Source organism: Nocardia sp. XZ_19_231 (assembly GCF_015355705.1).
Lineage (GTDB): Bacteria > Actinomycetota > Actinomycetes > Mycobacteriales > Mycobacteriaceae > Nocardia > Nocardia salmonicida.
Genome location: NZ_JACUZI010000003.1, coordinates 209,267 through 229,181, shown reverse-complemented (window position 1 = coordinate 229,181; position 19,915 = coordinate 209,267). Strand labels below are relative to the sequence as shown.

The following is a 19,915-nucleotide window of genomic DNA, read 5'->3' as shown; positions in this document are numbered from 1 at the left end:
TCGCCCGGAGACACCGACGTACTGCGCCTGCGTGGCTCCGGGCCAGGCCTGGAGAGAGTCTACTTTCGAACAGTCACTTAACCGATTCCGCGCTTCAGCCTGCGACGCTCTCGTTCCGAGAGACCGCCCCAGATGCCGAAGCGTTCATCATGTGCCAGTGCGTATTCCAGGCACTGGTCACGTACTTCACAGCCCAAGCAGATCCGCTTGGCCTCACGCGTCGAGCCGCCCTTCTCGGGGAAGAACGCCTCGGGGTCGGTCTGAGCGCACAGGGCACGTTCCTGCCACTGCTCTTCGATCGACTCGAACATTTCGTCGAAGCCCGTCACGACCAGACTCAGCCGGGGAGCCGCGACTTCGCTTACCACGTCCGGTTCCTGCCAGCTCATCTCAGCGCAGACAGCGTGAGCTGCGCCTGCTGTGGAATCGGTCGGCGAGACCAGATCTTCGGTCATCGTTCCGCCTCCTCACTATGTGTTAGCGCAGAATGATTCTTTCCGTCGGATCAGATGCAACCCCGACGGCCCAACACCGCGACGTAGTCTCGCGGGCTTCCCCGAGCCTGCCTTCCGGCGAGTTGGAACCCTCTCGCAAACGCGCCCTGCGCTAACTCCTAGCGCAGTAGCCTTCTCAGGCGAGTTGGAACCTTCTCGCAAACGCCCCCGCGCTATGCCCTCTCGCGGTGACCGGAATGACATGTCTGTGATTAGACACGCCGCACTTGCCGGTGGTCAACCCGCCGTCACCCTTCCGTTACACTCCGCACCCGCCTTTCGTGTTGATCTTGTTATGTGCCGTGGCAAATGACCAGCAACTTCGCTGTCATTCGGCGCGAAAGCAACGGGCAACCGTCACTCACTAGGCTGTGACCCTGTGACTGCACAACACGCGGTGCGCGAGCCCAAGATCGCCGTTCTCGTCGGCGGTGTCGGCGGTGCCCGGTTCCTCCAAGGCGTCCGGCAGCTGCTGCCCGAAGCCGACATCTCCGCCATCGTCAACGTCGGCGACGACGTCTGGATGCATGGCCTTCGCATCTGTCCCGACCTCGACACCTGCATGTACACCCTCGGCGGTGGCATCGATACCGAGCGTGGCTGGGGCCACGCCGACGAAACCTGGCACGCGAAAGAGGAGCTGGCGAAATACAACGCTCAGCCCGATTGGTTCGGCCTCGGCGATCGCGATATCGCCACCCATCTCATTCGTACCGAAATGCTGCGCGCCGGATATCCGCTGTCCGCGGTCACCGAAGCGCTGTGTAATCGGTGGCAGCCGGGCGTGAAGCTGATCCCGGCTACCGACGATCGCTGCGAAACTCACGTGGTGGTCAGTGATCCCGACAATGCTGGCGAACGTCGCGCGATCCACTTTCAGGAATGGTGGGTGCGGTACCGCGCGGCGCTTCCGACGCACGGATTTGCCTCGATCGGCGCCGAGCAAGCCTCTCCGGCGCCGAATGTGACAGAAATCATAGCCGCTGCTGATGCCGTGTTATTGGCCCCGTCGAACCCCGTGGTGAGCATCGGCGCGATCCTCGCCGTGCCCGGGATCAGAGGCGCGTTGCGCACCAGCGAGGCCAAGGTGATCGGCCTGTCGCCGGTGATCGACGGAAAGCCGTTGCGCGGCATGGCAGATGAGTGCCTCACGGCGATCGGCGTCGAATCCACCGCCGAGGCGATCGGCCGCCACTACGGCGCCCGCTCGGCCACCGGCATCCTCGACGGATGGCTGGTGCACTCCACCGACTCCGCCGATATCGCGGGCGTCGAAGTGCGCAGCGTGCCGCTGTTGATGAGCGACCCCGAGGCGACCGCTGAAATGGCGCGCGCCGCACTGGAATTGGCGGGAGTGAAGGCATGAGCGCACAGGAGGCGGACGACTCGATCCAGCCGGAGAACGGCCACGTCGGCGTGTTGCCCGACCATGCCGCCGACGAGCTGCGGATCCTTCCGGTGACCGGCCTACCGGAGTTCCGGCCGGGTGACGACCTCGCCGAACACCTTGCGGCACAAGCGCCGTGGCTTGCCGACGGTGACATCATCGTGGTCACCAGCAAGATCGTGTCGAAGGCCGAGGGGCGCATCGTCGCCGCCCCACTCGACCCCGAGGAGCGCGACACCGCTCGTCGCAAGCTCGTCGAGGACGAAGCCGTTCGGGTGCTCGCGCGCAAGGGCCGCACCCTCATCACCGAGAACCGGCTCGGCATCGTGCAGGCGGCCTCCGGTGTCGACGGCTCCAATGTGGCCGAGGGCGAATTGGTGCTGCTTCCTGTCGATCCCGACGGGAGCGCGAAAGCCCTGCGCACCGCGCTCGCCCAGCGGCTCGGCGTCGACGTGGCCGTTGTCGTCACCGACACGATGGGCCGGGCCTGGCGCAACGGGCAGATCGACGCGGCCATCGGTTCGGCCGGACTGCGGGTGCTGCACGACTACGACGGCGCCATCGACAAGCAGGGCAACGAACTGCACGTCACGCAGGTGGCCATCGCCGATGAGCTCGCCGCGGCCGCCGATCTGGTCAAGGGCAAGCTCGGCGGAGTCCCGGTGGCGGTGGTGCGCGGGCTGAACACCGAGGACGACGGTTCCACCGCGGCGGCGCTGCTGCGCGGCGGCATCGACGACCTGTTCTGGCTCGGCACCGCCGAGGCGCTCGAGCAGGGCCGCAAAGAGGCTGTGCCGCTGCGTCGTTCGGTCCGCGCGTTCGCCGACGAACCCGTCGACCCGGAACGGATCCGCGCCGCCGTCGCGGTCGGACTCACCGCGCCCGCACCGCACCACACCCGCCCGGTGCGCTTCGTCTGGCTGCGCAAGGCGACCCTGCGGGCGCGGTTGCTCGAGGCCATGACCGAGAAGTGGCGCGCCGACCTCACCGCCGACGGGCTCGCCCCCGAACGCGTGCAGCGTCGAATCGCGCGCGGTCGCATCCTTTTCGACGCGCCGGAGGTGATCATCCCGTTCTGCGTGCCGGACGGCGCCCATGACTATCCCGACGCTCGTCGCCAGGCCGCCGAGCAGACGATGTTCACGGTGGCCGTCGGCGCGGCGGTGCAGGGCCTGCTCGTCGCGTTGGCCGCCGACGGTCTCGGCAGCTGCTGGATCGGCTCGACCATCTTCGCGCCCGAGATCGTCCGCGAGGTCCTCGATCTGGACGAGGACTGGATGCCGTTGGGCGCCATCGCAATCGGGCATCCACTCGAAGAGCCCGCACCGCGCGCCGTCGGCTCGGCCGGCGCGGGATTGGTGGAACTGTGACCTCGACAGCGATCGTGGAGTCGGCCCGATGAGCGCGGAATCGCTGCACGCCTCGGCGACCGAGTTGCTCACCCAGTGGGAGCCCAAAACCGGCGCGGATCACTCACTGCGCGAAGCGTTTCTGGCCTTTCTCGGCTCGGCGCCGCGTGGCTGCCTGCGCGAACACGCCCCCGGCCACATCACCGCATCGGCCATCGTGCTGTCGCACGATCGTCGCGACATCCTGCTCACCCTGCACCCGCGCGTGGGCCGCTGGATTCAGCTCGGCGGTCACTGCGAACCCGATGACAAGACCGTGCAGGACGCCGCGCTGCGGGAGGCGGTGGAGGAATCCGGCATCGCCGACCTGATCCTCACGCCGGGTCTCTACGGCGCGCAGGCCCACCCGATCACCTGCTCGCTCGGAGTGCCGACGCGACATCTCGACCTGCTGTTCGAGATCGTGGCGCCCCCGGGTGCGGTACCGGTTCGCAGCTCCGAATCGACCGATCTGCGGTGGTGGCCGGTCGACGGGCTACCTGCCGGCGCCGACGTTCTGCTTCGGTCAGAGCGGTGATGTAAAGGCCCCTGAAAAGGTCTCTGACCTGTAACGACGACGGTCGTGCCCAGCTGGGCACGACCGTCGTTTTCGTTGGTCTACCGGCTGATCTTTACAAATCGCGAAATTTGTCTAGACATCCGACAAGTCCGCACCTATCGTCTGTGACAGAGAGTTACGCACATCACAGGTGTGAGATGTGCCTCGGAACTGGAGACGATGATGTCGACTGATGCCAACGCGTCCGAGCAGCGGGTCGCGCCGCCGCAATGGCGAGATTCCAAACGATATTTGTGGCTGTGGGGCCTGTTCGCCCCGACCGGCCTGTTCACGATCGCGATCCCGCTGATCTGGGGTCTCAACCAGCTCGGCTGGCACCGCATCGCCGAGATCCCGTTCTGGCTCGGGCCGGTGCTGATCTACATCGTGATCCCGCTGGCCGACCTGTTCTTCGGGCCCGACGGCGACAATCCGCCCGACGAGGTGATGGAGTACCTGGAGAACGACAAGTACTACCGCTATCTCACCTACCTGTACCTGCCGTTCCAGTACGCCTCGCTGATCTTCGCCTGCTACATCATCACCGCGCCGAACCTGCACTGGCTCGGCTTCCCCGGTGGCGCCAACGTGGTGGACAAGATCGGTATCGCGATCAGCGTCGGGATGATCGGCGGCATCGGCATTAACACCGCGCACGAGCTCGGTCACAAGAAGGTCGAACTGGAGCGCTGGCTCGCGCGCATCGCGCTGGCCCAGTCGTTCTACGGGCACTTCTACATCGAGCACAACCGTGGTCACCACGTGCGGGTCGCCACCCCGGAGGACCCCGCGAGTTCGCGTATCGGTGAGTCCTTCTGGGCCTTCTGGCCGCGCACGGTCTCGGGCAGCCTGCGCTCAGCCTGGCACCTCGAGAAGGAACGTCTCGGCCGGCTCGACAAGAGCCCGTGGACGCTGCGCAACGATGTGCTCAACGCCTGGGCGATGTCGGTGGTGTTGTGGCTCGGGCTGATCGCGGTGTTCGGGGTCGAGGTGCTTCCGTACCTGATCCTGCAGGCCGTGATCGGGTTCAGCCTGCTCGAGTCGGTGAACTATCTCGAGCATTACGGCCTGGTCCGGCAGAAGACGCCGAGCGGGCGCTTCGAGCGACCGGCGCCGGAACACAGCTGGAACAGCGACCACATCGTCACCAACATCTTCCTGTACCACCTGCAGCGGCACAGCGATCATCACGCGTATCCGACCCGGCGCTATCAGACGCTGCGCAGCTGGGACGGTGCGCCGAACCTGCCGAGCGGCTACGCCAGCCTGATTCTGATCGCCTACTTCCCACCGATCTGGCGCAAGGTGATGGACAAGCGCGTGCTCGCTCACTACGGCGGGGACGTGACCCTCGCCAATATCCACCCCAAGCGCCGCGAGCAGGTGCTGGAAAAGTACGGAACCGAGGTCCAGTCGTGAGTGCCTATAAATGTCCGGTATGTGATTTCGTCTTCGACGAAGCCAAAGGCGCGCCACGCGAAGGATTTCCGCCTGGCACACTGTGGACTGCCGTTCCCGACGACTGGTGCTGTCCGGACTGTGGGGTGCGGGAGAAGATCGACTTCGAGGCGGTAGGAGTTTCGCAGTGACCGAGTACAAGCTCTTCCAGTGTGTCCAGTGCGGTTTCGAATACGACGAGGCCGAGGGCTGGCCCGACGACGGCATCGCGCCCGGCACCCGCTGGGACGACATCGCCGACGACTGGACCTGCCCGGACTGTGGAGCCCGCAAGTCCGACTTCTTCATGGTCGAGATCGAACGTTCGTGAGCGTCGCGGGTACCCCGCGCACCGGTTCGCGCATCCCGTATCAGGAGGCCGCGCGCGAACTGCTGCGCACCTCGGTCCTCGACGGGATGCGCGAACTGCTCACCGAGCGTGACTGGTCCAAGGTCACGCTCGGTGACGTCGCGGCCAGGGCCGGGGTGAGCAGGCAGACGCTCTACAACGAGTTCGGTTCGCGCTCGGGGCTCTCGCAGGCCTACGCGCTGCGCCTGGCCGATGATCTCGTCGACCATGTGCGCGAGGCGCTAGACGCCAATGTCGGTGACGCGCGCGCGGCGATTCGGGTCGGGATGAGCGGGTTCTTCCTCTCCGCCGCGGGCGACCCGCTGGTCCGTTCGCTGTTGAGCGGGGAGATGAAGCCGGACCTGCTGCGGCTGATCACGCTCGACGCGGCCCCACTGCTCGGGCACGCCACCGCGCGCCTGACCGAGGTTTTCATGCACAGCTGGGTGGACGCGACGCGCGCCGAGGCCGATGTGCTCGCGCACGCGCTGGTCCGCATCGCGCTGAGCTACATCCCGAATCCGCCCGTGCCCGAGCGCGACGCCCCCGCCGAGATGAGCGCCCTGCTCGGTCCGTATGTCGAGGCGATTGTGCAGGTACGAGGGCTGCGCGTCCCGTCAGGTGAAGTAGAGCACTGAGACAAGTCACGAGCGCGGATCGGCACTTGTGTAACCATCACCACGTTTGGGGAGCTGGCGGTGTGTAACGCGCCTAGGGTCTGTCAGTATTCACATCGGTCGGCGATGGTCTTTTTGTAGCGGAGCGGGTGTGCAAACGGTTGGCAAACCGGGGGGTCTTCGTGATCCCAAACGGTATCTCTGGGCTCTAGGGCTGATCGCCCCGGCGTGCGCGCTGTTGCCCTCCCAGCTGGTTTTCCATACCAAGGCTGAAGTGTTCTGGTGGATCGGACCAGTCATCGTGCTGATCGCCATCCCCGTGCTGGACTGGATCGTCGGTGAAGACGGCAACAATCCCCGGGACGAGGACTACGCGGCGCTCTCCGCCGACCGGTACTACCGGTGGTGCACCTACCTGTTCCTGCCGATCCAGTTGGTCAGCCTCGGCGTGGCCTGTTTCATGTGGACGAGCCCCGAACTGGCGCTGGTCGACAAGCTCGGACTGGCCGCCACGGTCGGCTTCGTCAGCGGCATCGGCATCAACGCCGCCCACGAATTGGGCCATCGGGTGGAGAGTGCTGAGAAATTGCTGTCGAAGATCGCGCTGGCCCAATCGGGCTACGGCCACTTCTTCGTCGAGCACAATCGCGGACACCACGCCCGCGTCGCCACCCCCGAGGATCCGGCCAGCGCCCGCATGGGTGAATCGCTGTGGGAGTTCTTGCCGCGCAGCGTGATCGGTGGTTTCCGGTCGGCCCTGCAACTCGAGAGCGCGCGCCTGTGCCGGAAGGGTCGCGGCTGGTGGAGCGTCGAGAACAACATCCTGCAAGCCTGGGCGATGACGGCGGTGCTGTTCGGTTCGCTGACGCTGGTCTTCGGCCCGGCGATCGTGCCGTGGCTGATCATCCAGGCCGTGATCGGCTTCGGGCTGCTCGAGACCGTCAACTACGTCGAGCACTACGGGCTGCTGCGCGCTCGCAAGCCCAACGGGCGCTACGAACGGTGCTCCCCGCGCGACAGCTGGAACTCCGATCGCCTGGTCACCAACATCTTCCTGTTCCATCTGCAGCGCCACAGCGATCACCACGCCAACCCCGGTCGCCGCTATCAGACCCTGCGCAGCACCGAAGAGGCACCTCAGCTGCCCGCCGGCTACGCCACCATGATCGTGCTGGCCGCCGTCCCGCCGCTGTGGCGTGCGGTGATGGACCCCAGGGTCGCGGCGCACTACGGCGGCGACCTGCGCCTGGCCAACGTCGCGCCCGAGAAGCCGCGACGGTTGCTGGCCCGATACCGCGCCGCGGCCTGAGACCCCACCTCGACGGACCGGGGAACGCGCGCGGCCCCAGACGGTAACCTAACCAACGTGACGACCTCAGAACTCCCCGCGCGCACCGAGCTCACCCCCGACGTCCGCAACGGCATCGACTACAAGGTGGCAGACCTCTCGCTGGCCGAATTCGGCCGTAAGGAGATCCGCCTCGCCGAGCACGAGATGCCGGGCCTGATGGCGCTGCGTCGTGAATACCACGACGTCCAGCCGCTGAAGGGCGCGCGAATCTCCGGATCGCTGCATATGACGGTCCAGACCGCCGTCCTGATCGAAACCCTCGTTGCTCTCGGCGCCGATGTGCGCTGGGCCTCGTGCAACATCTTCTCCACCCAGGACCACGCCGCCGCCGCCATCGTGATCGGCCCGAACGGCACCGTCGACGAGCCCGCGGGCATCCCCGTGTTCGCCTGGAAGGGCGAGACGCTGGAGGAGTACTGGTGGGCCGCCGAGCAGATGCTCACCTGGCCCGGCGAGCCGGCCAACATGATCCTCGACGACGGTGGCGACGCGACCATGCTCGTGCTGCGCGGTGCGCAGTTCGAGAAGGCCGGTGTGGTTCCGCCCGCCGACGCCGACCACTCGGCCGAGTACACGGTGTTCCTCGACCTGCTGCGCGAGAGCCTCGAGGCCGACAAGACCAAGTGGAGCGCCATCGCCGAGTCGGTCAAGGGCGTCACCGAGGAGACCACCACCGGCGTGCTGCGGCTGTACCAGTTCGCCGCCGCGGGTGAGCTGGTGTTCCCGGCGATCAACGTCAACGACTCGGTCACCAAGTCCAAGTTCGACAACAAGTACGGCACCCGCCACTCGCTGATCGACGGCATCAACCGCGGCACCGACGTGCTCATCGGCGGCAAGAAGGTGCTGATCTGCGGCTACGGCGATGTCGGCAAGGGCTGCGCGGAGTCGCTGGCAGGCCAGGGCGCGCGCGTGCAGGTCACCGAGATCGACCCGATCAACGCGCTGCAGGCGCTGATGGACGGCTACGACGTGGTCACCGTCGAGCAGGCGATCGGCGACGCCGACATCGTCATCACCTCGACCGGCAACAAGGACATCATCACCCTCGATCACATGAAGGCGATGAAGGATCACTCGATCCTGGGCAACATCGGCCACTTCGACAACGAGATCGATATCGCTGCGCTGGAGCGTTCGGGCGCGACCCGGATCAACATCAAGCCGCAGGTCGACGAGTGGACCTTCAAGGAGTCCGGCAAGGCGATCATCCTGCTGTCCGAGGGTCGCCTGCTCAACCTCGGCAACGCGACCGGTCACCCGTCGTTCGTGATGTCGAACAGCTTCTCCAACCAGGTCATCGCGCAGGTCGAGCTGTGGACCAAGCCGCAGGAGTACGACAACGAGGTCTACCGCCTGCCCAAGCACCTCGACGAGAAGGTCGCCAAGATCCACGTCGAGGCCCTCGGCGGCACCCTGACCAAGCTCACCAAGGATCAGGCCGAGTACATCAACGTGGACGTGGAAGGCCCGTACAAGCCGGACCACTACCGCTACTGAGTTCTGTACCCGCACGGTGGCCCGTCGACCTTCGGTCGGCGGGCCACCGTCGTCACCTCATCCGACCGGCCCGGTGGCGCAGATCGAGGGGCGACCGTTGCTGCTCAGGCCGGCCAGTCCGCAGATCAGGGCGCCGGCGAGTTCGCTGGAGCCGGTCGCGGTGGCGGCTTCGTTGCTCCCCGTCAGCAGGGCGGGGCCCGAGCCGGTCGTCACCACGCCGGTGACCAGCTCACTCAGTGAACCCATGACCTCGGAGGATCCGACCGCTTCTTGTGCCGCGGCGGTCGGGGCGGTGATGCCCCCGCCGACTGCCATGGCAGCGGTGACGGCGAGGACGGCGGCGGTGGTGCGGAAGATCGTTTTCATGGCGGAATCCTTGTCGGTCCGACGGGCGAGGACCAGACGGCAGAAATGGGGTGCCGGACGGACCGGGCGCGGGTCGGCGCTGGTTCGATCGGCGGGTAATCTGCTGCGCATGGGCGTACTGATTGCGGTCGAGGGGCTCGATGGTGCCGGTAAACGGACTTTGATCGATGGGCTGATCGCCGAATTGTCCGCGAAGGGCCTGCGGGCGGACAGTCTGGCCTTTCCGCAGTACGGGCATTCGATCCATGCCGATCTCGCGGCGGAAGCGCTGCGGGGCGGCAATGGCGATCTGGGCGGGTCGATCAACGGCATGGCGATCATGTTCGCGCTCGATCGGTCCGCCGCGCGTGCGGAACTGTCGGACCTGCTGGGCGGCAACGACATCGTGATCCTGGACCGGTGGGTGGCTTCCAACGCCGCCTACTCCGCCGCACGGGCGCACCAGGACGCCGATGGTGAAATCGTGTCGTGGGTGGGCGATCTGGAGTTCGGCAGGCTCGCATTGCCTGCGCCGGATCTCACCGTCCTGCTCGACGTGCCCACCGAGGTGGCGGTCGAACGGGCCCGTCTGCGAGGCGAACTCGACGACACGCGCGCCCTCGATGCCTATGAACGGGACGGCGGTCTGCAGCAGCGCACCGGCGAGGTCTATCGTGAACTCGCCGACCGCGACTGGTTCGGCCGGTGGTGGACATACCGATCCGATGACGATAGGCCCGCGTTACTCACCCTCTGCTCGGAAATCTTTTCCGGATGAGGTTGGATACGCGACGGGTTCGCACCATTAATGGCGTGGCGGCCCGATCTTGGCCTGGGAGATGACAACATAGGACTATGAAGCCCAAGATTCTGGTCGTCGACGACGATATGGCACTCGCTGAGATGCTGACCATCGTCTTGCGCGGGGAAGGGTTCGACCCGCATGTGGTGGGCGACGGCACACAGGCCCTGTCAGCGGTGCGGGAGATCCGCCCCGATCTGGTTCTGCTCGACCTGATGCTGCCCGGCATGAACGGCATCGATGTATGCCGGGTGCTGCGGGCCGATTCCGGCGTTCCGATCGTCATGCTCACCGCCAAGACCGATACGGTCGATGTGGTCCTCGGCCTGGAGTCCGGCGCCGACGACTACATCGTCAAACCCTTCAAGCCGAAGGAACTCGTCGCCCGCGTACGAGCGCGCCTGCGCCGCACCGAGGACGAGCCCGCCGAACTGCTCTCGATCGCCGATATCGTCATCGACGTGCCCGCGCACAAGGTGACTCGCGGCCCGGGGCAGATCTCGCTCACCCCGCTGGAGTTCGACCTGCTGGTCGCGCTCGCGCGCAAGCCTCGTCAGGTGTTCACCCGTGAGGTACTGCTCGAGCAGGTGTGGGGTTACCGGCACGCCGCCGACACCCGTCTGGTGAACGTGCACGTACAGCGGCTGCGCGCCAAGGTCGAGAAGGATCCGGAGAACCCGGAGATCGTGTTGACCGTGCGTGGTGTCGGTTACAAGGCCGGACCGCCGTGATCGGTCACTGCGGGGCGCCGCTGTGACCACTGGTCCAGTGGCGCAGCTGCGGCGGTGGGCGAGCCCGATCATGGCCTGGTTCCAGGCCGTCGGGACCGCACTCGGCCACCTGTGGCGCCGGTCGTTGCAGCTGCGAGTCATCGTTTCGACGTTGACCCTTTCGCTCATCGTGATCACGATCCTCGGGGTCGTGCTGACCGGTCAGATCACCGACCGGCTCCTCGAAGCCAAGATCAACGCGGCTGTCGAGGAGATGGATCGTGCCCGCAGCACGATCGAGAACAAGATGTCGGGCGTCCAGTCCGGCAACAGCCAGGAGCAGCAACTCGACGACGCGCGAGCCGCGCTGTCCAGCCGTGGCGGCACCGGTCAGTCCAGCGGCGCCGCGGGGAGTTTCGACTCGGCGCTGGCGATGGTCGGCGGCACTCCGCCCCACGAGATCGCGACGGGCCCGCTCTCGGAGGTGCCCGCGGAGCTGCGCCGGTTCGTCCAGCGCAACCAGGTCTCCTACCAGTTCACCACCGTCGCCGACCCCGACGGCTACCGAGGGCGCGCGCTGGTCATCGGCAGCCCGAGTGCCGAGGTCGCGACGTTGGAGATCTACCTGATCTTCCCGCTGGCGAGCGAGGAATCGAGCCTGTCGCTGATGCGCGGCACGATGCTCATCGGTGGGGTGGTCCTGCTGGTGTTGCTCGCCGCGATCACCGCGCTGGTCACCCGGCAGGTGGTGCTGCCGATCCGGTCGGCGGCGCGGATCGCGGGCCGATTCGCCGACGGCAGACTCAAAGAACGCATGCTGGTGCGCGGCGAGGACGACATGGCGCGGCTGGCGCAGGCGTTCAACGAGATGGCCGAAAGCCTGTCGAACCAGATCACCCAGCTCGAGGAATTCGGCAATCTGCAGCGCCGTTTCACCTCCGACGTCAGCCACGAACTGCGCACCCCGCTCACCACGGTGCGCATGGCCGCCGACCTCATCCACGGCTCCAGCGACGATCTCGATCCCGCCCTCGCCCGCAGCTCCGAACTGCTCGTCAACGAGCTCGACCGGTTCGAGGGCCTGCTCAACGACCTGCTCGAGATCTCCCGCCACGACGCGGGTGTGGCCGAACTGCAGGTCGAATCGCTGGATGTGCGGATGTGCGCGCGCGCCGCGATCTCCACGGTGCGCCACCTGGCCCGCGACGCCGAGATCGAGGTGGTGATCGACCTGCCGGAGGAGCCGGTGATCGCCGAGGTCGATCCGCGCCGCGTCGAGCGCGTGCTGCGCAACCTGCTCGCCAACGCGATCGACCACTCCGAGGGCAAGCCGGTGCTGATCCGCATGCGCGGCGACGCCGAGGCCAATGCCGTGGCGACGGTGGTTCGCGATCAGGGTGTGGGGTTGCGGCCGGGCGAGGAGAAGCTGGTGTTCAACCGGTTCTGGCGCTCGGACCCGTCGCGGGTGCGTCGGTCGGGTGGCACCGGGCTCGGCTTGTCGATCAGTGTCGAGGACGCGAATCTGCACGAGGGCAGGCTCGAGGCGTGGGGCGATCCGGGTGTCGGTGCGAGCTTCCGGCTGCTGCTGCCGATGGTGCGCGGCCGCAAACTCGGTCAGAGCCCGCTCGCGCTGGAGCCGATGCTGCGCAAGGTCCCCGCACTGCCGGAAGTCGAACCCGAGCCGACGGTCGTCGAAACCGAACCTGCCGAGCAGACCGGAGCCGAGCCGACGGATATCGATCCGACTGTCGACGACTCGACCGTCGCGGAGCCGGGAGCGGTCGAACCGCGAGACACCGAACCATCGGAGGACCCCGGCATCGACCGGCCCGCCACGGATGCGCACCCGACGACCAACGGTCGCGGCGCTGCCCCAGCCGACCTCGACGAGCCGATGTCTACCGAGACCAGAGACGGGAAGTCATGACCAGCGCGCGTGGTGATCGTCGGGATCGGCACGGCGCCGCACTGGTCGCGGCGATTCTGGCCGGGCTGATGGTGCTCACCGGCTGCGCGAGCCTGCCGGAGTCCTCCGCACCCCAGGCACTCGGCACGATCAATCGCGCCCCCACCTCGGAGGGGCCCACCCCGCCGATCTCCGGCCGCGACCCCGACCTGCTGCTCGGCGACTTCCTCACCGCCAGCGCCGATCCCACCAACAGGCACGCCGCGGCCCGCCAGTACATGGCGCCGGAGACGGCGGGCAGCTGGAACGACGAGGCGAGCACCACCATCGTCGACGATCGCCCCGACACCCTGCGCGAGTCGCGTTCGGGCGACAAGGCCAGCTACGTGCTGCGCGCCCGCAAGGTCGGTGAGCTCGCTCGCGACGGCGGCTATCGCGCCACCGAGGGCACCCTCGAGAACAAGATCGAGATGAGCAAGATCGATGGCGAGTGGCGGATCACCGAGCTGCCGCCGGGCGTCGTGATGGACAACGACGCCTTCGTCAATTCCTATCATCGCTACGTCCTGCACTACATCGACCCGGGCAATTCGCTGCTCGTCCCGGATCCGCGCTGGATCTCGGCGCCGCGCGCGCAGCTCACCGAGCGATTGATCGGCATGCTCGCCGAGGGCCCGCAGTCCACGATCGCCCCGGTGGTGCGCAACCAGTTGGCGCAGCCGGTCGCGCTGCGCGGTCCGATCACCAAGGCCAACAACGAGCCGGGTGATGTCGGTGTCGGCATCGGGGGAGTGCGTATCGACTTCGCCGGGATCGGCGGACTCGGACAGCGCGACCGCGAGCTCCTCGCCGCGCAGGTGGTACTCACTCTGGCCGGCGCGGATATCCTCGGCCCCTACGTGCTGCTCGCCGACGGCAAGCCGCTCGACGACCGGTACGTCAACGGCTGGTCGGTCGCCGATGTCGACCAGTACAGCGCCTCGGCACCCGGCCAGAACCGAATCGGCCTGCACGCCCTGCGCAATGGCACCCTGGTACAGGTCACCCCGGACGGGATCGTCACGCCGAGCGGTTCCTTCGGCGAGGCGACCAATCTACAGTCGGTCGGCATCTCGGCCGACGGCCAGTTCGTCGCCGCGGTCGCCGACTCGGGCAAGCCGATCCCCGAGCCCGCCCACACCCTGCTCATCGGCAACTACGGCGCCAAGGCGTTCGCGGTCGCCGAGGGCGCCAGCATCGCCCGCCCGTCCTGGACCAGCGACGGCGGCGCCGCGTGGACGGTGATCGACGGTGATCGGGTCATCCGGGCGGTCACCGATCGCGCCACCGGCAATGTGTCCACCGAGGACGTCGACATCACGGCCCTGTACGAAGGCACCGGCGCCCCACGACCGCCGATCAGCGAGGTCGTGATCTCGCGCACTGGCGTGCGTGCGGCGCTGATCGCCGACGGCAAGGTCTACGTCGCGGTGGTCCAACGGCGTCCCGACGGCAAGTACGCGCTCACCTCCCCGCTGCCGCTGGCGCTCGGTCTGAGCTCGCGCGCGGTCTCACTGAGCTGGGTCACCGGTGACACCGTGATGGTCGCCCGCGAAGGCAATGTCGACCCGGTCTTCACCGTGTCCATCGACGGCTCCCAATTCAGCCCGGTGACATCGCAGAATCTCACCCCGCCGGTTCGAGTGGTGACGGCGGCCCCGGCCACGCAGTACGTGGCCGATTCCCGGGCCGTGCTGCAGCTGCAGACCGCCGATCCGACCCGCAACGACCGTTTCTGGCGCGAGGTACCCGGTTTGACCGGAGAACAGGTTGTACCGGTCCTACCGAGCTGAGTATGTCGGTACCGACTGCGATACTCGCTCGCTATGAAGGCGCTGCTGGATCTGATCCTGCCCGACCGGTGCGGTGGCTGCGGATCGCTGGGCGAGAGTTGGTGCGCGGAGTGCGCCGCTGAACTCGGCCGCGGTCCCATCCGGGTGCGACCGCGCGCCGACCCCGGTATTCCGTGTTGGGCGCTCGGCCCCTACACCGGTGTCGGTAGGCGGGCGGTGCTGGCGGCAAAGGAGCAGGGCCGCCGCGACCTTGCCGCCCCGCTCGGGCTGGCGCTCGCCCAGGCGTTGGCCCGCTTACGCGCCCCTGACCGCCCACTGCTGCTCGTGCCCGCGCCGACCAGAACCGCGGCAGCGCGTCGCCGTGGCGGTGACCCGGTGGCCCGCTCGGCCGTGGTCGCCGCACAGTGGCTGATCGATTGCCGAACCGCGCCGCTGCTGCGGATGGGTCGCGGTGTTCGGGATTCGGTGGGCTTGACGACGCATGAGCGTAGACACAATCTGCGCGGCAAGATCATGACCGTCGCCGATCCGGCCGAGTGGGTCGTCATCGGTGCGAAAGCCCAGGTAGTTCTGGTCGACGATGTGCTGACCACCGGCGCCACCGCCTGCGAATCGACACGTGTTCTTAGCCGGATCGGCATAGTACCGCGAGCGGTTTTGGTTACCTGTGCGGCTTGACGGAGGAAAGTTCGCGTGAACAGTGGCGGACTTGCCGATGGCGGACTAGCGTCGCGAACACACACCGAACCACAAGTTTGGGAGGTGGTGCCGCGGATACAGGTGCCGGGCGATTCCCGATCGGCACAGCTCAATCCCGCCGCCCTACGTTCGTATTGTGCGGCCATATCCGGGAGGTACGCGTGACGACTTCTTCACGGGCATCAGTGCAAGATGCTGAACCCACGGCACTACAGAACGGTGCCACCGAGACGATCGATTCCGAGAGCCCGAACGCCGAAGTGGTGGTCTCCGGTCGAAATGTCGAAATCCCTGACCACTATCGAATCTACGTCTCGGAGAAGCTTTCTCGGTTAGAGCGCTTCGATCCGTCGATCTTCCTCTTCGATGTGGAACTGTTCCACGAACGCAACCGTCGTCAACGCAAGGCTTGCCAGCGTGTGGAGATCACCGCGCGTGGCCGTGGACCGATCGTGCGCGCCGAAGCGTGCGCCGACAGTTTCTATGCCGCGCTCGAATCGGCCACCCAGAAGATCGAGAGCAGACTGCGCCGGACCAAGGACAAGCGGCGCATCGTGCACTACGGCGACAAGACGCCGGTCTCGGTCGCGCAAGCCACCGCAACATTGGTTGACGACTCGCTGTTCGCCCCGCCGGACGGTTCCGCTGCCCACGACCACGACGAGACCGTCGACGAGTCGGGCCCCGGCCACATCGTGCGCACCAAGGTGCACACCGCGACACCGATGTCGGTGGACGACGCCCTCTATCAGATGGAATTGGTCGGCCACGACTTCTTCCTCTTCCACGACAGCGAGACCGACCGCCCGTCGGTGGTCTACCGCAGACACGCCTTCGACTACGGCCTGATCAAGCTGGCCTAGAACCACGACCGATCCGGGCATCCGCATTCCGCGGGTGTCCGGATCTTGTTCACCCGCCGAAGGTTTCGTGATGCACGGCCTCGGTCAGCGACCGTCCCGACCGCCATCCGAAACGTTCCAGATCCGGCACCTGCTGGAATGCGCTGACCGGTCCCACGCACAGCCAGGCCACCGGCTTGATCTGCGCGGGTAGACCGACGAGCTCGCGCAGGAATTCCGGCTCGTAGAACGACACCCAGCCCACCCCCACCTGCTCCGCGGTCGCCGCGAGCCACAGATTCTGAATGGCAAGCACGGTCGAGTACACGCCTGTCTCCGGCACGCTCGCCCGGCCGAGTACCTGCGGCCCGCCACGCGAATCATTGTGCGTGACAACAACACCCGTGCCGCTCTCGACGATCCCGTCGATCTTGATCGGCTCGAAAGTCGTCGCTCGGTCGGCGGGCAGCGACGCACCGAACTCCACGCGCTTGTCCGCCACATGCTCGGCGAAACGGCGCAGCGTCTCGGCTCGACGCACCACGACGAAATCCCACGGCTGGGAGTTCCCGACGCTGGGCGCGCGATGCGCGGCGTCGAGAATCCGCAACAGGGTGTCGTCGTCGACGGGCTCGCCGGTGAATTCGGCGCGCACGTCACGACGCAGACGGATCGCGTCGTAGACGCCGAGTTGGTCGGTACTCACGCCGACCATACAACCGCAGCCGGTCAGCCCACCGTCCGGCGGGCCAGCTTGCGACCGGCGGCCAGCGCGGTGCGCAAGCCCTGACGACGCCCGGTCACCGGGTCGATCGAGGGGGTGGTGTTGCCGGCGAACAGGCGCTCGGACTTGGTCTCGGGCGCGTCGTCGGTGGTGTGGCGCAGGTACTTGTTCGGCAGCGAGAGCTTGAGGATGGTGCGCCACGACTTGAAGTACTGCACCGGCAGCGAGCCGGTGGTGTAGGGCAGGTCGTACTTCTCGGCCAGCTCGCGCACCCGCACCGCGATGGCGGCGTAGCGGTTGCTGGGCAGGTCGGGGAACAGGTGGTGCTCGATCTGGTGGCTGAGGTTGCCGCTCATGAAGTGCAGCAGCTGTCCGCCGCTGATGTTGGCGCTGCCCAGCATCTGGCGCAGGTACCACTCGCCCTTGGTCTCGCCCTCGATGTCGGCCTTGGTGAACTTCTCGGCGCCGTCGGGGAAGTGTCCGCAGAAGATGATCGCGTTGGTCCACACATTGCGCACCACGTTGGCGGCGATATTGGCGGTGAGCGTGGTGAGGAACGACGGGCCGGTGAGCAGCGGGAAGACCACGTAGTCCTTGGCGGCCTGCTTGCCGATCTTCTTCAGCACCAGCGTGCGGTCGGCCTCGAACTGCTTCCACTCGGGCGAGTCCTTGTCCCACTTCTTCTTGGCGACCTTGCCCAGCTCGAGGTGCTGGATCGCCACGCCGTACTCGAACAGCGCTTGCAGCAGGAAGTTGTAGATGGGGTTGCCGAGGTAGAACGGCATCCAGCGCTGGTCACGGGTGACGCGAAGCAGGCCGTAGCCGATGTCGTCGTCCATGCCGAGCACGTTGGTGTACTTGTGGTGCAGGAAGTTGTGGGTGATCTTCCAGTGCGCCGACGGGCCCGCGTTGTCCCATTCCCACGAGGTGGAGTGGACTTCCGGATCGTTCATCCAGTCCCACTGCCCGTGCATGACGTTGTGCCCGATCTCCATGTTCTCGATGATCTTGGCGGAGCCGAGCAGGGCGACACCGGCCAACCAGGCCGGGGGCAGGAAGCTGGCGAACAGCACTGTGCGGCCGCTGATCTCGAGCGCGCGCTGTAGCCGGATGACATTGCGGATATAGCGCGCGTCGGCCGCTCCGCGCGAGGATTCGATCTCCCGGCGGATCGCATCGAACTCCGCGCCTAGAGCTTCGACATCCGCTGCGGTGAGGTGCGCGTATTCCTTGACATCCGAGATCGCCATGGCGGCTACAGTACCGTAAGTTACGAGAGCGTAGGTTGGTGATTTCGGCGACGAAATGTGTGATAAGTCCTATTGCGTCGTCGAGATAGAAATGTTATCAGGCGTGTCGGGCCATTCGGCGAGCTGCCTTGTCGCGCAACACACCCCGCTCGTGCACAGCGCGTTCGCCCAGTGCCCGCTTGGCCTCGCGCAGAGCCAGCTTCTCCTGCCGTGCTCGCGCCTTGAGCGCCACCTTGGCCTCGCGCAGCACTTCCTTCTCGTGCCGTGCCTTGACCTCGAGGGTGACCTTCGCATCGTGCAGCGCCGAACGCAGACCGAAGCGCTTACCGGTCTCCGGGTCGACCCGCAGGCTTTCGGGCAGCGAGATACCGGAGAACTTGCGCTCCGATGACGTCTCGGGCGCGTCGTCGGCGGTGCGCTTGAGGAAACGATCCGGCAGCGCCAGCTTGTGGATGGTGCGGAAGGCCAGCAGGTACTGCTTGCCCAGTGAGCCGGTGGTGTAGGGCAGGTCGTACTTGTCGCACAGCTCGCGCACGCGCACCGCGACCTCGGAGTACCGGTTGCTCGGCAGGTCGGGGAACAGGTGATGTTCGATCTGGTAGCAGAGGTTGCCGCTCATGAACGCCATCACCGGGCCTGCCTTGAAATTGGCGCTGCCCAGCATCTGGCGCAGGTACCACTCGCCCTGGGTTTCCCCGTCGAGCTGTTCGGCGGTGAACTTCTGCGCGCCGTCGGGGAAGTGGCCGCAGAAGATGACGGCATAGGACCACAGGTTGCGCACCAGATTCGCGGTGGCGTTGGCCTTCAACGTCGACTTCCACGCCGGTCCGGTCAGTGCCGGATACAGCACGAAATCCTTGGCGACCTGACGGCCCGCCTTGCGGTAGAACTCCATGTCCGGCGCCGAGGTGTGGGCGTTCATCGGAATCCCGGCCAGCTCCTTCTCGATGCCGAGATCGTGGAGTGCGATACCCCACTCGAAGGTCGCGGCCAGCAGCAGGTTGGCGGCAGGCTGAGCCAAATGCAGTGGGCGCCACTCCTCGTCGCGCGTCATCCGCAGAATGCCGAAACCGAGATCCTCGTCCTTGCCGAGGACGTTGGTGTAGGTGTGGTGCGAGTAGTTGTGCGCGCGCCGCCACTGCGACGAGGTGCCCGTCATGTCCCACTCCCAGCTGGTGGAGTGGATCTCGGGATCGTTCATCCAATCCCACTGGCCGTGGCTCACGTTGTGGCCCAGCTCCATGTTCTCGATGATCTTGGCCACCGAGAGCATCGCGGTACCGCCGAGCCATGCCCAGCGGTTACGGCTGCCGAACAGCACCGCTCGCCCGGCTACCTCGAGGGCGCGCTGGGCCGCGATGGTGCGACGAATGTACTTGGCGTCGCGTTCGCCGCGGGAGGTCTCCACCGAGCGGCGGATCGAATCGAGTTCTTTCCCCAGGGTCTCGATGTCGGCCGCCGTCAGATGGGCGAAGGCCTGGATATCGGTGATGGCCACCGGGGGTCCTCCTGTGTTGTATCAGCGGCAGGTGCCGCGGGTTCTCGGCCTGGGAACCTCGATCATCCCTCGCCGAAGGCGCTCCGTCGTCGCACCCTGTCGGCGAGTCCAGATCGAGGCGGCCGAGAACCGGGCGCTGCACGCCGTGGGTTCTCGCCCTCGATGCTGTTCGGCCTATGAGTGATCCTAGGTCGCGCCCTCAGGTATGGATCGAAGTGAGGGGCC

20 protein-coding genes are annotated in these 19,915 nt (G+C 66.5%); 15 read left to right on the top strand and 5 right to left on the bottom strand.

Annotation, left to right across the window (positions count from 1 at the left end; genetic code table 11):
• Window positions 1-77 precede the first annotated feature (77 nt).
• Window positions 78-311 (bottom strand): WhiB family transcriptional regulator, encoded by a 234-nt coding sequence (locus IBJ82_RS14325; RefSeq protein ID WP_133733920.1) that lies wholly within the window; start codon window positions 309-311, stop codon window positions 78-80.
• A 562-nt stretch (window positions 312-873) separates the two neighbouring features.
• Between IBJ82_RS14325 and cofD the strand changes: the two genes are divergently transcribed.
• From cofD to ahcY, 9 genes are all read left to right on the top strand, one after another.
• On the top strand, window positions 874-1,860 hold the full coding sequence (cofD, locus tag IBJ82_RS14320) for a 2-phospho-L-lactate transferase (RefSeq protein WP_370585304.1): 987 nt from the start codon (window positions 874-876) through the stop codon (window positions 1,858-1,860).
• The gene (locus tag IBJ82_RS14315; protein ID WP_228537129.1) at window positions 1,857-3,251 is read left to right on the top strand and encodes a coenzyme F420-0:L-glutamate ligase; all 1,395 of its coding nucleotides are present in this window, start codon (window positions 1,857-1,859) and stop codon (window positions 3,249-3,251) included. Before cofD ends, IBJ82_RS14315 begins: the two co-directional genes overlap by 4 nt.
• Window positions 3,252-3,279: 28 nt before the next feature.
• Entirely contained in the window at window positions 3,280-3,807 is a 528-nt protein-coding gene (locus tag IBJ82_RS14310) for an NUDIX hydrolase (RefSeq protein ID WP_194826428.1), read from the top strand.
• A gap of 204 nt (window positions 3,808-4,011) precedes the next feature.
• Window positions 4,012-5,247 carry an alkane 1-monooxygenase gene (locus IBJ82_RS14305; RefSeq protein WP_194826427.1) on the top strand — a complete coding sequence of 412 codons (1,236 nt, stop codon included), beginning with the start codon at window positions 4,012-4,014 and terminating at the stop codon, window positions 5,245-5,247.
• Complete coding sequence (locus IBJ82_RS14300) at window positions 5,244-5,417, top strand: rubredoxin (protein WP_082844102.1); 174 nt, start codon at window positions 5,244-5,246, stop codon at window positions 5,415-5,417. The genes IBJ82_RS14305 and IBJ82_RS14300 overlap by 4 nt, the downstream gene beginning before the upstream one ends.
• Window positions 5,414-5,596 carry a rubredoxin gene (locus IBJ82_RS14295; RefSeq protein ID WP_194826426.1) on the top strand — a complete coding sequence of 61 codons (183 nt, stop codon included), beginning with the start codon at window positions 5,414-5,416 and terminating at the stop codon, window positions 5,594-5,596. The genes IBJ82_RS14300 and IBJ82_RS14295 overlap by 4 nt, the downstream gene beginning before the upstream one ends.
• Window positions 5,593-6,252 carry a TetR family transcriptional regulator gene (locus tag IBJ82_RS14290; RefSeq protein ID WP_194826425.1) on the top strand — a complete coding sequence of 220 codons (660 nt, stop codon included), beginning with the start codon at window positions 5,593-5,595 and terminating at the stop codon, window positions 6,250-6,252. Before IBJ82_RS14295 ends, IBJ82_RS14290 begins: the two co-directional genes overlap by 4 nt.
• Window positions 6,253-6,445: 193 nt before the next feature.
• Window positions 6,446-7,540, top strand: coding sequence for an alkane 1-monooxygenase (locus IBJ82_RS14285; RefSeq protein ID WP_228537231.1), 1,095 nt, complete (start codon window positions 6,446-6,448; stop codon window positions 7,538-7,540).
• A 57-nt stretch (window positions 7,541-7,597) separates the two neighbouring features.
• The gene (ahcY, locus tag IBJ82_RS14280) at window positions 7,598-9,082 is read left to right on the top strand and encodes an adenosylhomocysteinase (RefSeq protein WP_194826423.1); all 1,485 of its coding nucleotides are present in this window, start codon (window positions 7,598-7,600) and stop codon (window positions 9,080-9,082) included.
• A gap of 57 nt (window positions 9,083-9,139) precedes the next feature.
• Here ahcY and IBJ82_RS14275 read toward each other — a convergent pair whose 3' ends face one another.
• Window positions 9,140-9,328, bottom strand: coding sequence for a hypothetical protein (locus IBJ82_RS14275; protein WP_194826422.1), 189 nt, complete (start codon window positions 9,326-9,328; stop codon window positions 9,140-9,142).
• Between the two features lie 229 nt (window positions 9,329-9,557).
• On the opposite strand from IBJ82_RS14275, the gene IBJ82_RS14270 reads away from it, so the two are divergent.
• The 6 genes from IBJ82_RS14270 to hpf all read left to right on the top strand — a co-directional run bounded on the left by IBJ82_RS14270 (window position 9,558) and on the right by hpf (window position 16,239).
• The gene (locus tag IBJ82_RS14270; RefSeq protein ID WP_194827132.1) at window positions 9,558-10,205 is read left to right on the top strand and encodes a dTMP kinase; all 648 of its coding nucleotides are present in this window, start codon (window positions 9,558-9,560) and stop codon (window positions 10,203-10,205) included.
• A 77-nt stretch (window positions 10,206-10,282) separates the two neighbouring features.
• Complete coding sequence (gene mtrA, locus IBJ82_RS14265; RefSeq protein WP_056813049.1) at window positions 10,283-10,960, top strand: MtrAB system response regulator MtrA; 678 nt, start codon at window positions 10,283-10,285, stop codon at window positions 10,958-10,960.
• A gap of 70 nt (window positions 10,961-11,030) precedes the next feature.
• Window positions 11,031-12,866: an MtrAB system histidine kinase MtrB gene (gene mtrB, locus IBJ82_RS14260; protein ID WP_194827131.1), complete on the top strand. Its 1,836-nt coding sequence runs from the start codon at window positions 11,031-11,033 to the stop codon at window positions 12,864-12,866.
• Complete coding sequence (gene lpqB / locus IBJ82_RS14255; protein ID WP_194826421.1) at window positions 12,863-14,677, top strand: MtrAB system accessory lipoprotein LpqB; 1,815 nt, start codon at window positions 12,863-12,865, stop codon at window positions 14,675-14,677. The genes mtrB and lpqB overlap by 4 nt, the downstream gene beginning before the upstream one ends.
• A 33-nt stretch (window positions 14,678-14,710) precedes the next feature.
• Entirely contained in the window at window positions 14,711-15,355 is a 645-nt protein-coding gene (locus tag IBJ82_RS14250) for a ComF family protein (RefSeq protein ID WP_194826420.1), read from the top strand.
• A 254-nt stretch (window positions 15,356-15,609) separates the two neighbouring features.
• Window positions 15,610-16,239 (top strand): ribosome hibernation-promoting factor, HPF/YfiA family, encoded by a 630-nt coding sequence (hpf, locus tag IBJ82_RS14245; RefSeq protein ID WP_194827130.1) that lies wholly within the window; start codon window positions 15,610-15,612, stop codon window positions 16,237-16,239.
• A gap of 49 nt (window positions 16,240-16,288) precedes the next feature.
• On the opposite strand, the gene bluB is transcribed toward hpf, so the two are convergent.
• The 3 genes from bluB to IBJ82_RS14230 all read right to left on the bottom strand — a co-directional run bounded on the left by bluB (window position 16,289) and on the right by IBJ82_RS14230 (window position 19,690).
• Window positions 16,289-16,933 (bottom strand): 5,6-dimethylbenzimidazole synthase, encoded by a 645-nt coding sequence (gene bluB / locus IBJ82_RS14240; protein ID WP_194826419.1) that lies wholly within the window; start codon window positions 16,931-16,933, stop codon window positions 16,289-16,291.
• Between the two features lie 14 nt (window positions 16,934-16,947).
• Entirely contained in the window at window positions 16,948-18,192 is a 1,245-nt protein-coding gene (locus IBJ82_RS14235) for a fatty acid desaturase (protein ID WP_194826418.1), read from the bottom strand.
• A gap of 97 nt (window positions 18,193-18,289) precedes the next feature.
• Window positions 18,290-19,690 carry a fatty acid desaturase gene (locus IBJ82_RS14230; RefSeq protein WP_194826417.1) on the bottom strand — a complete coding sequence of 467 codons (1,401 nt, stop codon included), beginning with the start codon at window positions 19,688-19,690 and terminating at the stop codon, window positions 18,290-18,292.
• Window positions 19,691-19,915 lie beyond the last annotated feature (225 nt).

Bases quoted from the DNA above. Each gene is read 5' to 3' on its own strand.
- IBJ82_RS14325 (WP_133733920.1), bottom strand. From the start codon at position 311: ATGTTCGAGTCGATCGAAGAGCAGTGGCAGGAACGTGCCCTGTGCGCT.
- IBJ82_RS14315 (WP_228537129.1), top strand. From the start codon at position 1,857: ATGAGCGCACAGGAGGCGGACGACTCGATCCAGCCGGAGAACGGCCAC.
- IBJ82_RS14310 (WP_194826428.1), top strand. From the start codon at position 3,280: ATGAGCGCGGAATCGCTGCACGCCTCGGCGACCGAGTTGCTCACCCAG.
- IBJ82_RS14305 (WP_194826427.1), top strand. From the start codon at position 4,012: ATGTCGACTGATGCCAACGCGTCCGAGCAGCGGGTCGCGCCGCCGCAA.
- IBJ82_RS14275 (WP_194826422.1), bottom strand. From the start codon at position 9,328: ATGGGTTCACTGAGTGAGCTGGTCACCGGCGTGGTGACGACCGGCTCG.
- IBJ82_RS14270 (WP_194827132.1), top strand. From the start codon at position 9,558: ATGGGCGTACTGATTGCGGTCGAGGGGCTCGATGGTGCCGGTAAACGG.
- mtrA (WP_056813049.1), top strand. From the start codon at position 10,283: ATGAAGCCCAAGATTCTGGTCGTCGACGACGATATGGCACTCGCTGAG.
- mtrB (WP_194827131.1), top strand. From the start codon at position 11,031: ATGGCCTGGTTCCAGGCCGTCGGGACCGCACTCGGCCACCTGTGGCGC.
- lpqB (WP_194826421.1), top strand. From the start codon at position 12,863: ATGACCAGCGCGCGTGGTGATCGTCGGGATCGGCACGGCGCCGCACTG.
- IBJ82_RS14250 (WP_194826420.1), top strand. From the start codon at position 14,711: ATGAAGGCGCTGCTGGATCTGATCCTGCCCGACCGGTGCGGTGGCTGC.
- bluB (WP_194826419.1), bottom strand. From the start codon at position 16,933: ATGGTCGGCGTGAGTACCGACCAACTCGGCGTCTACGACGCGATCCGT.
- IBJ82_RS14235 (WP_194826418.1), bottom strand. From the start codon at position 18,192: ATGGCGATCTCGGATGTCAAGGAATACGCGCACCTCACCGCAGCGGAT.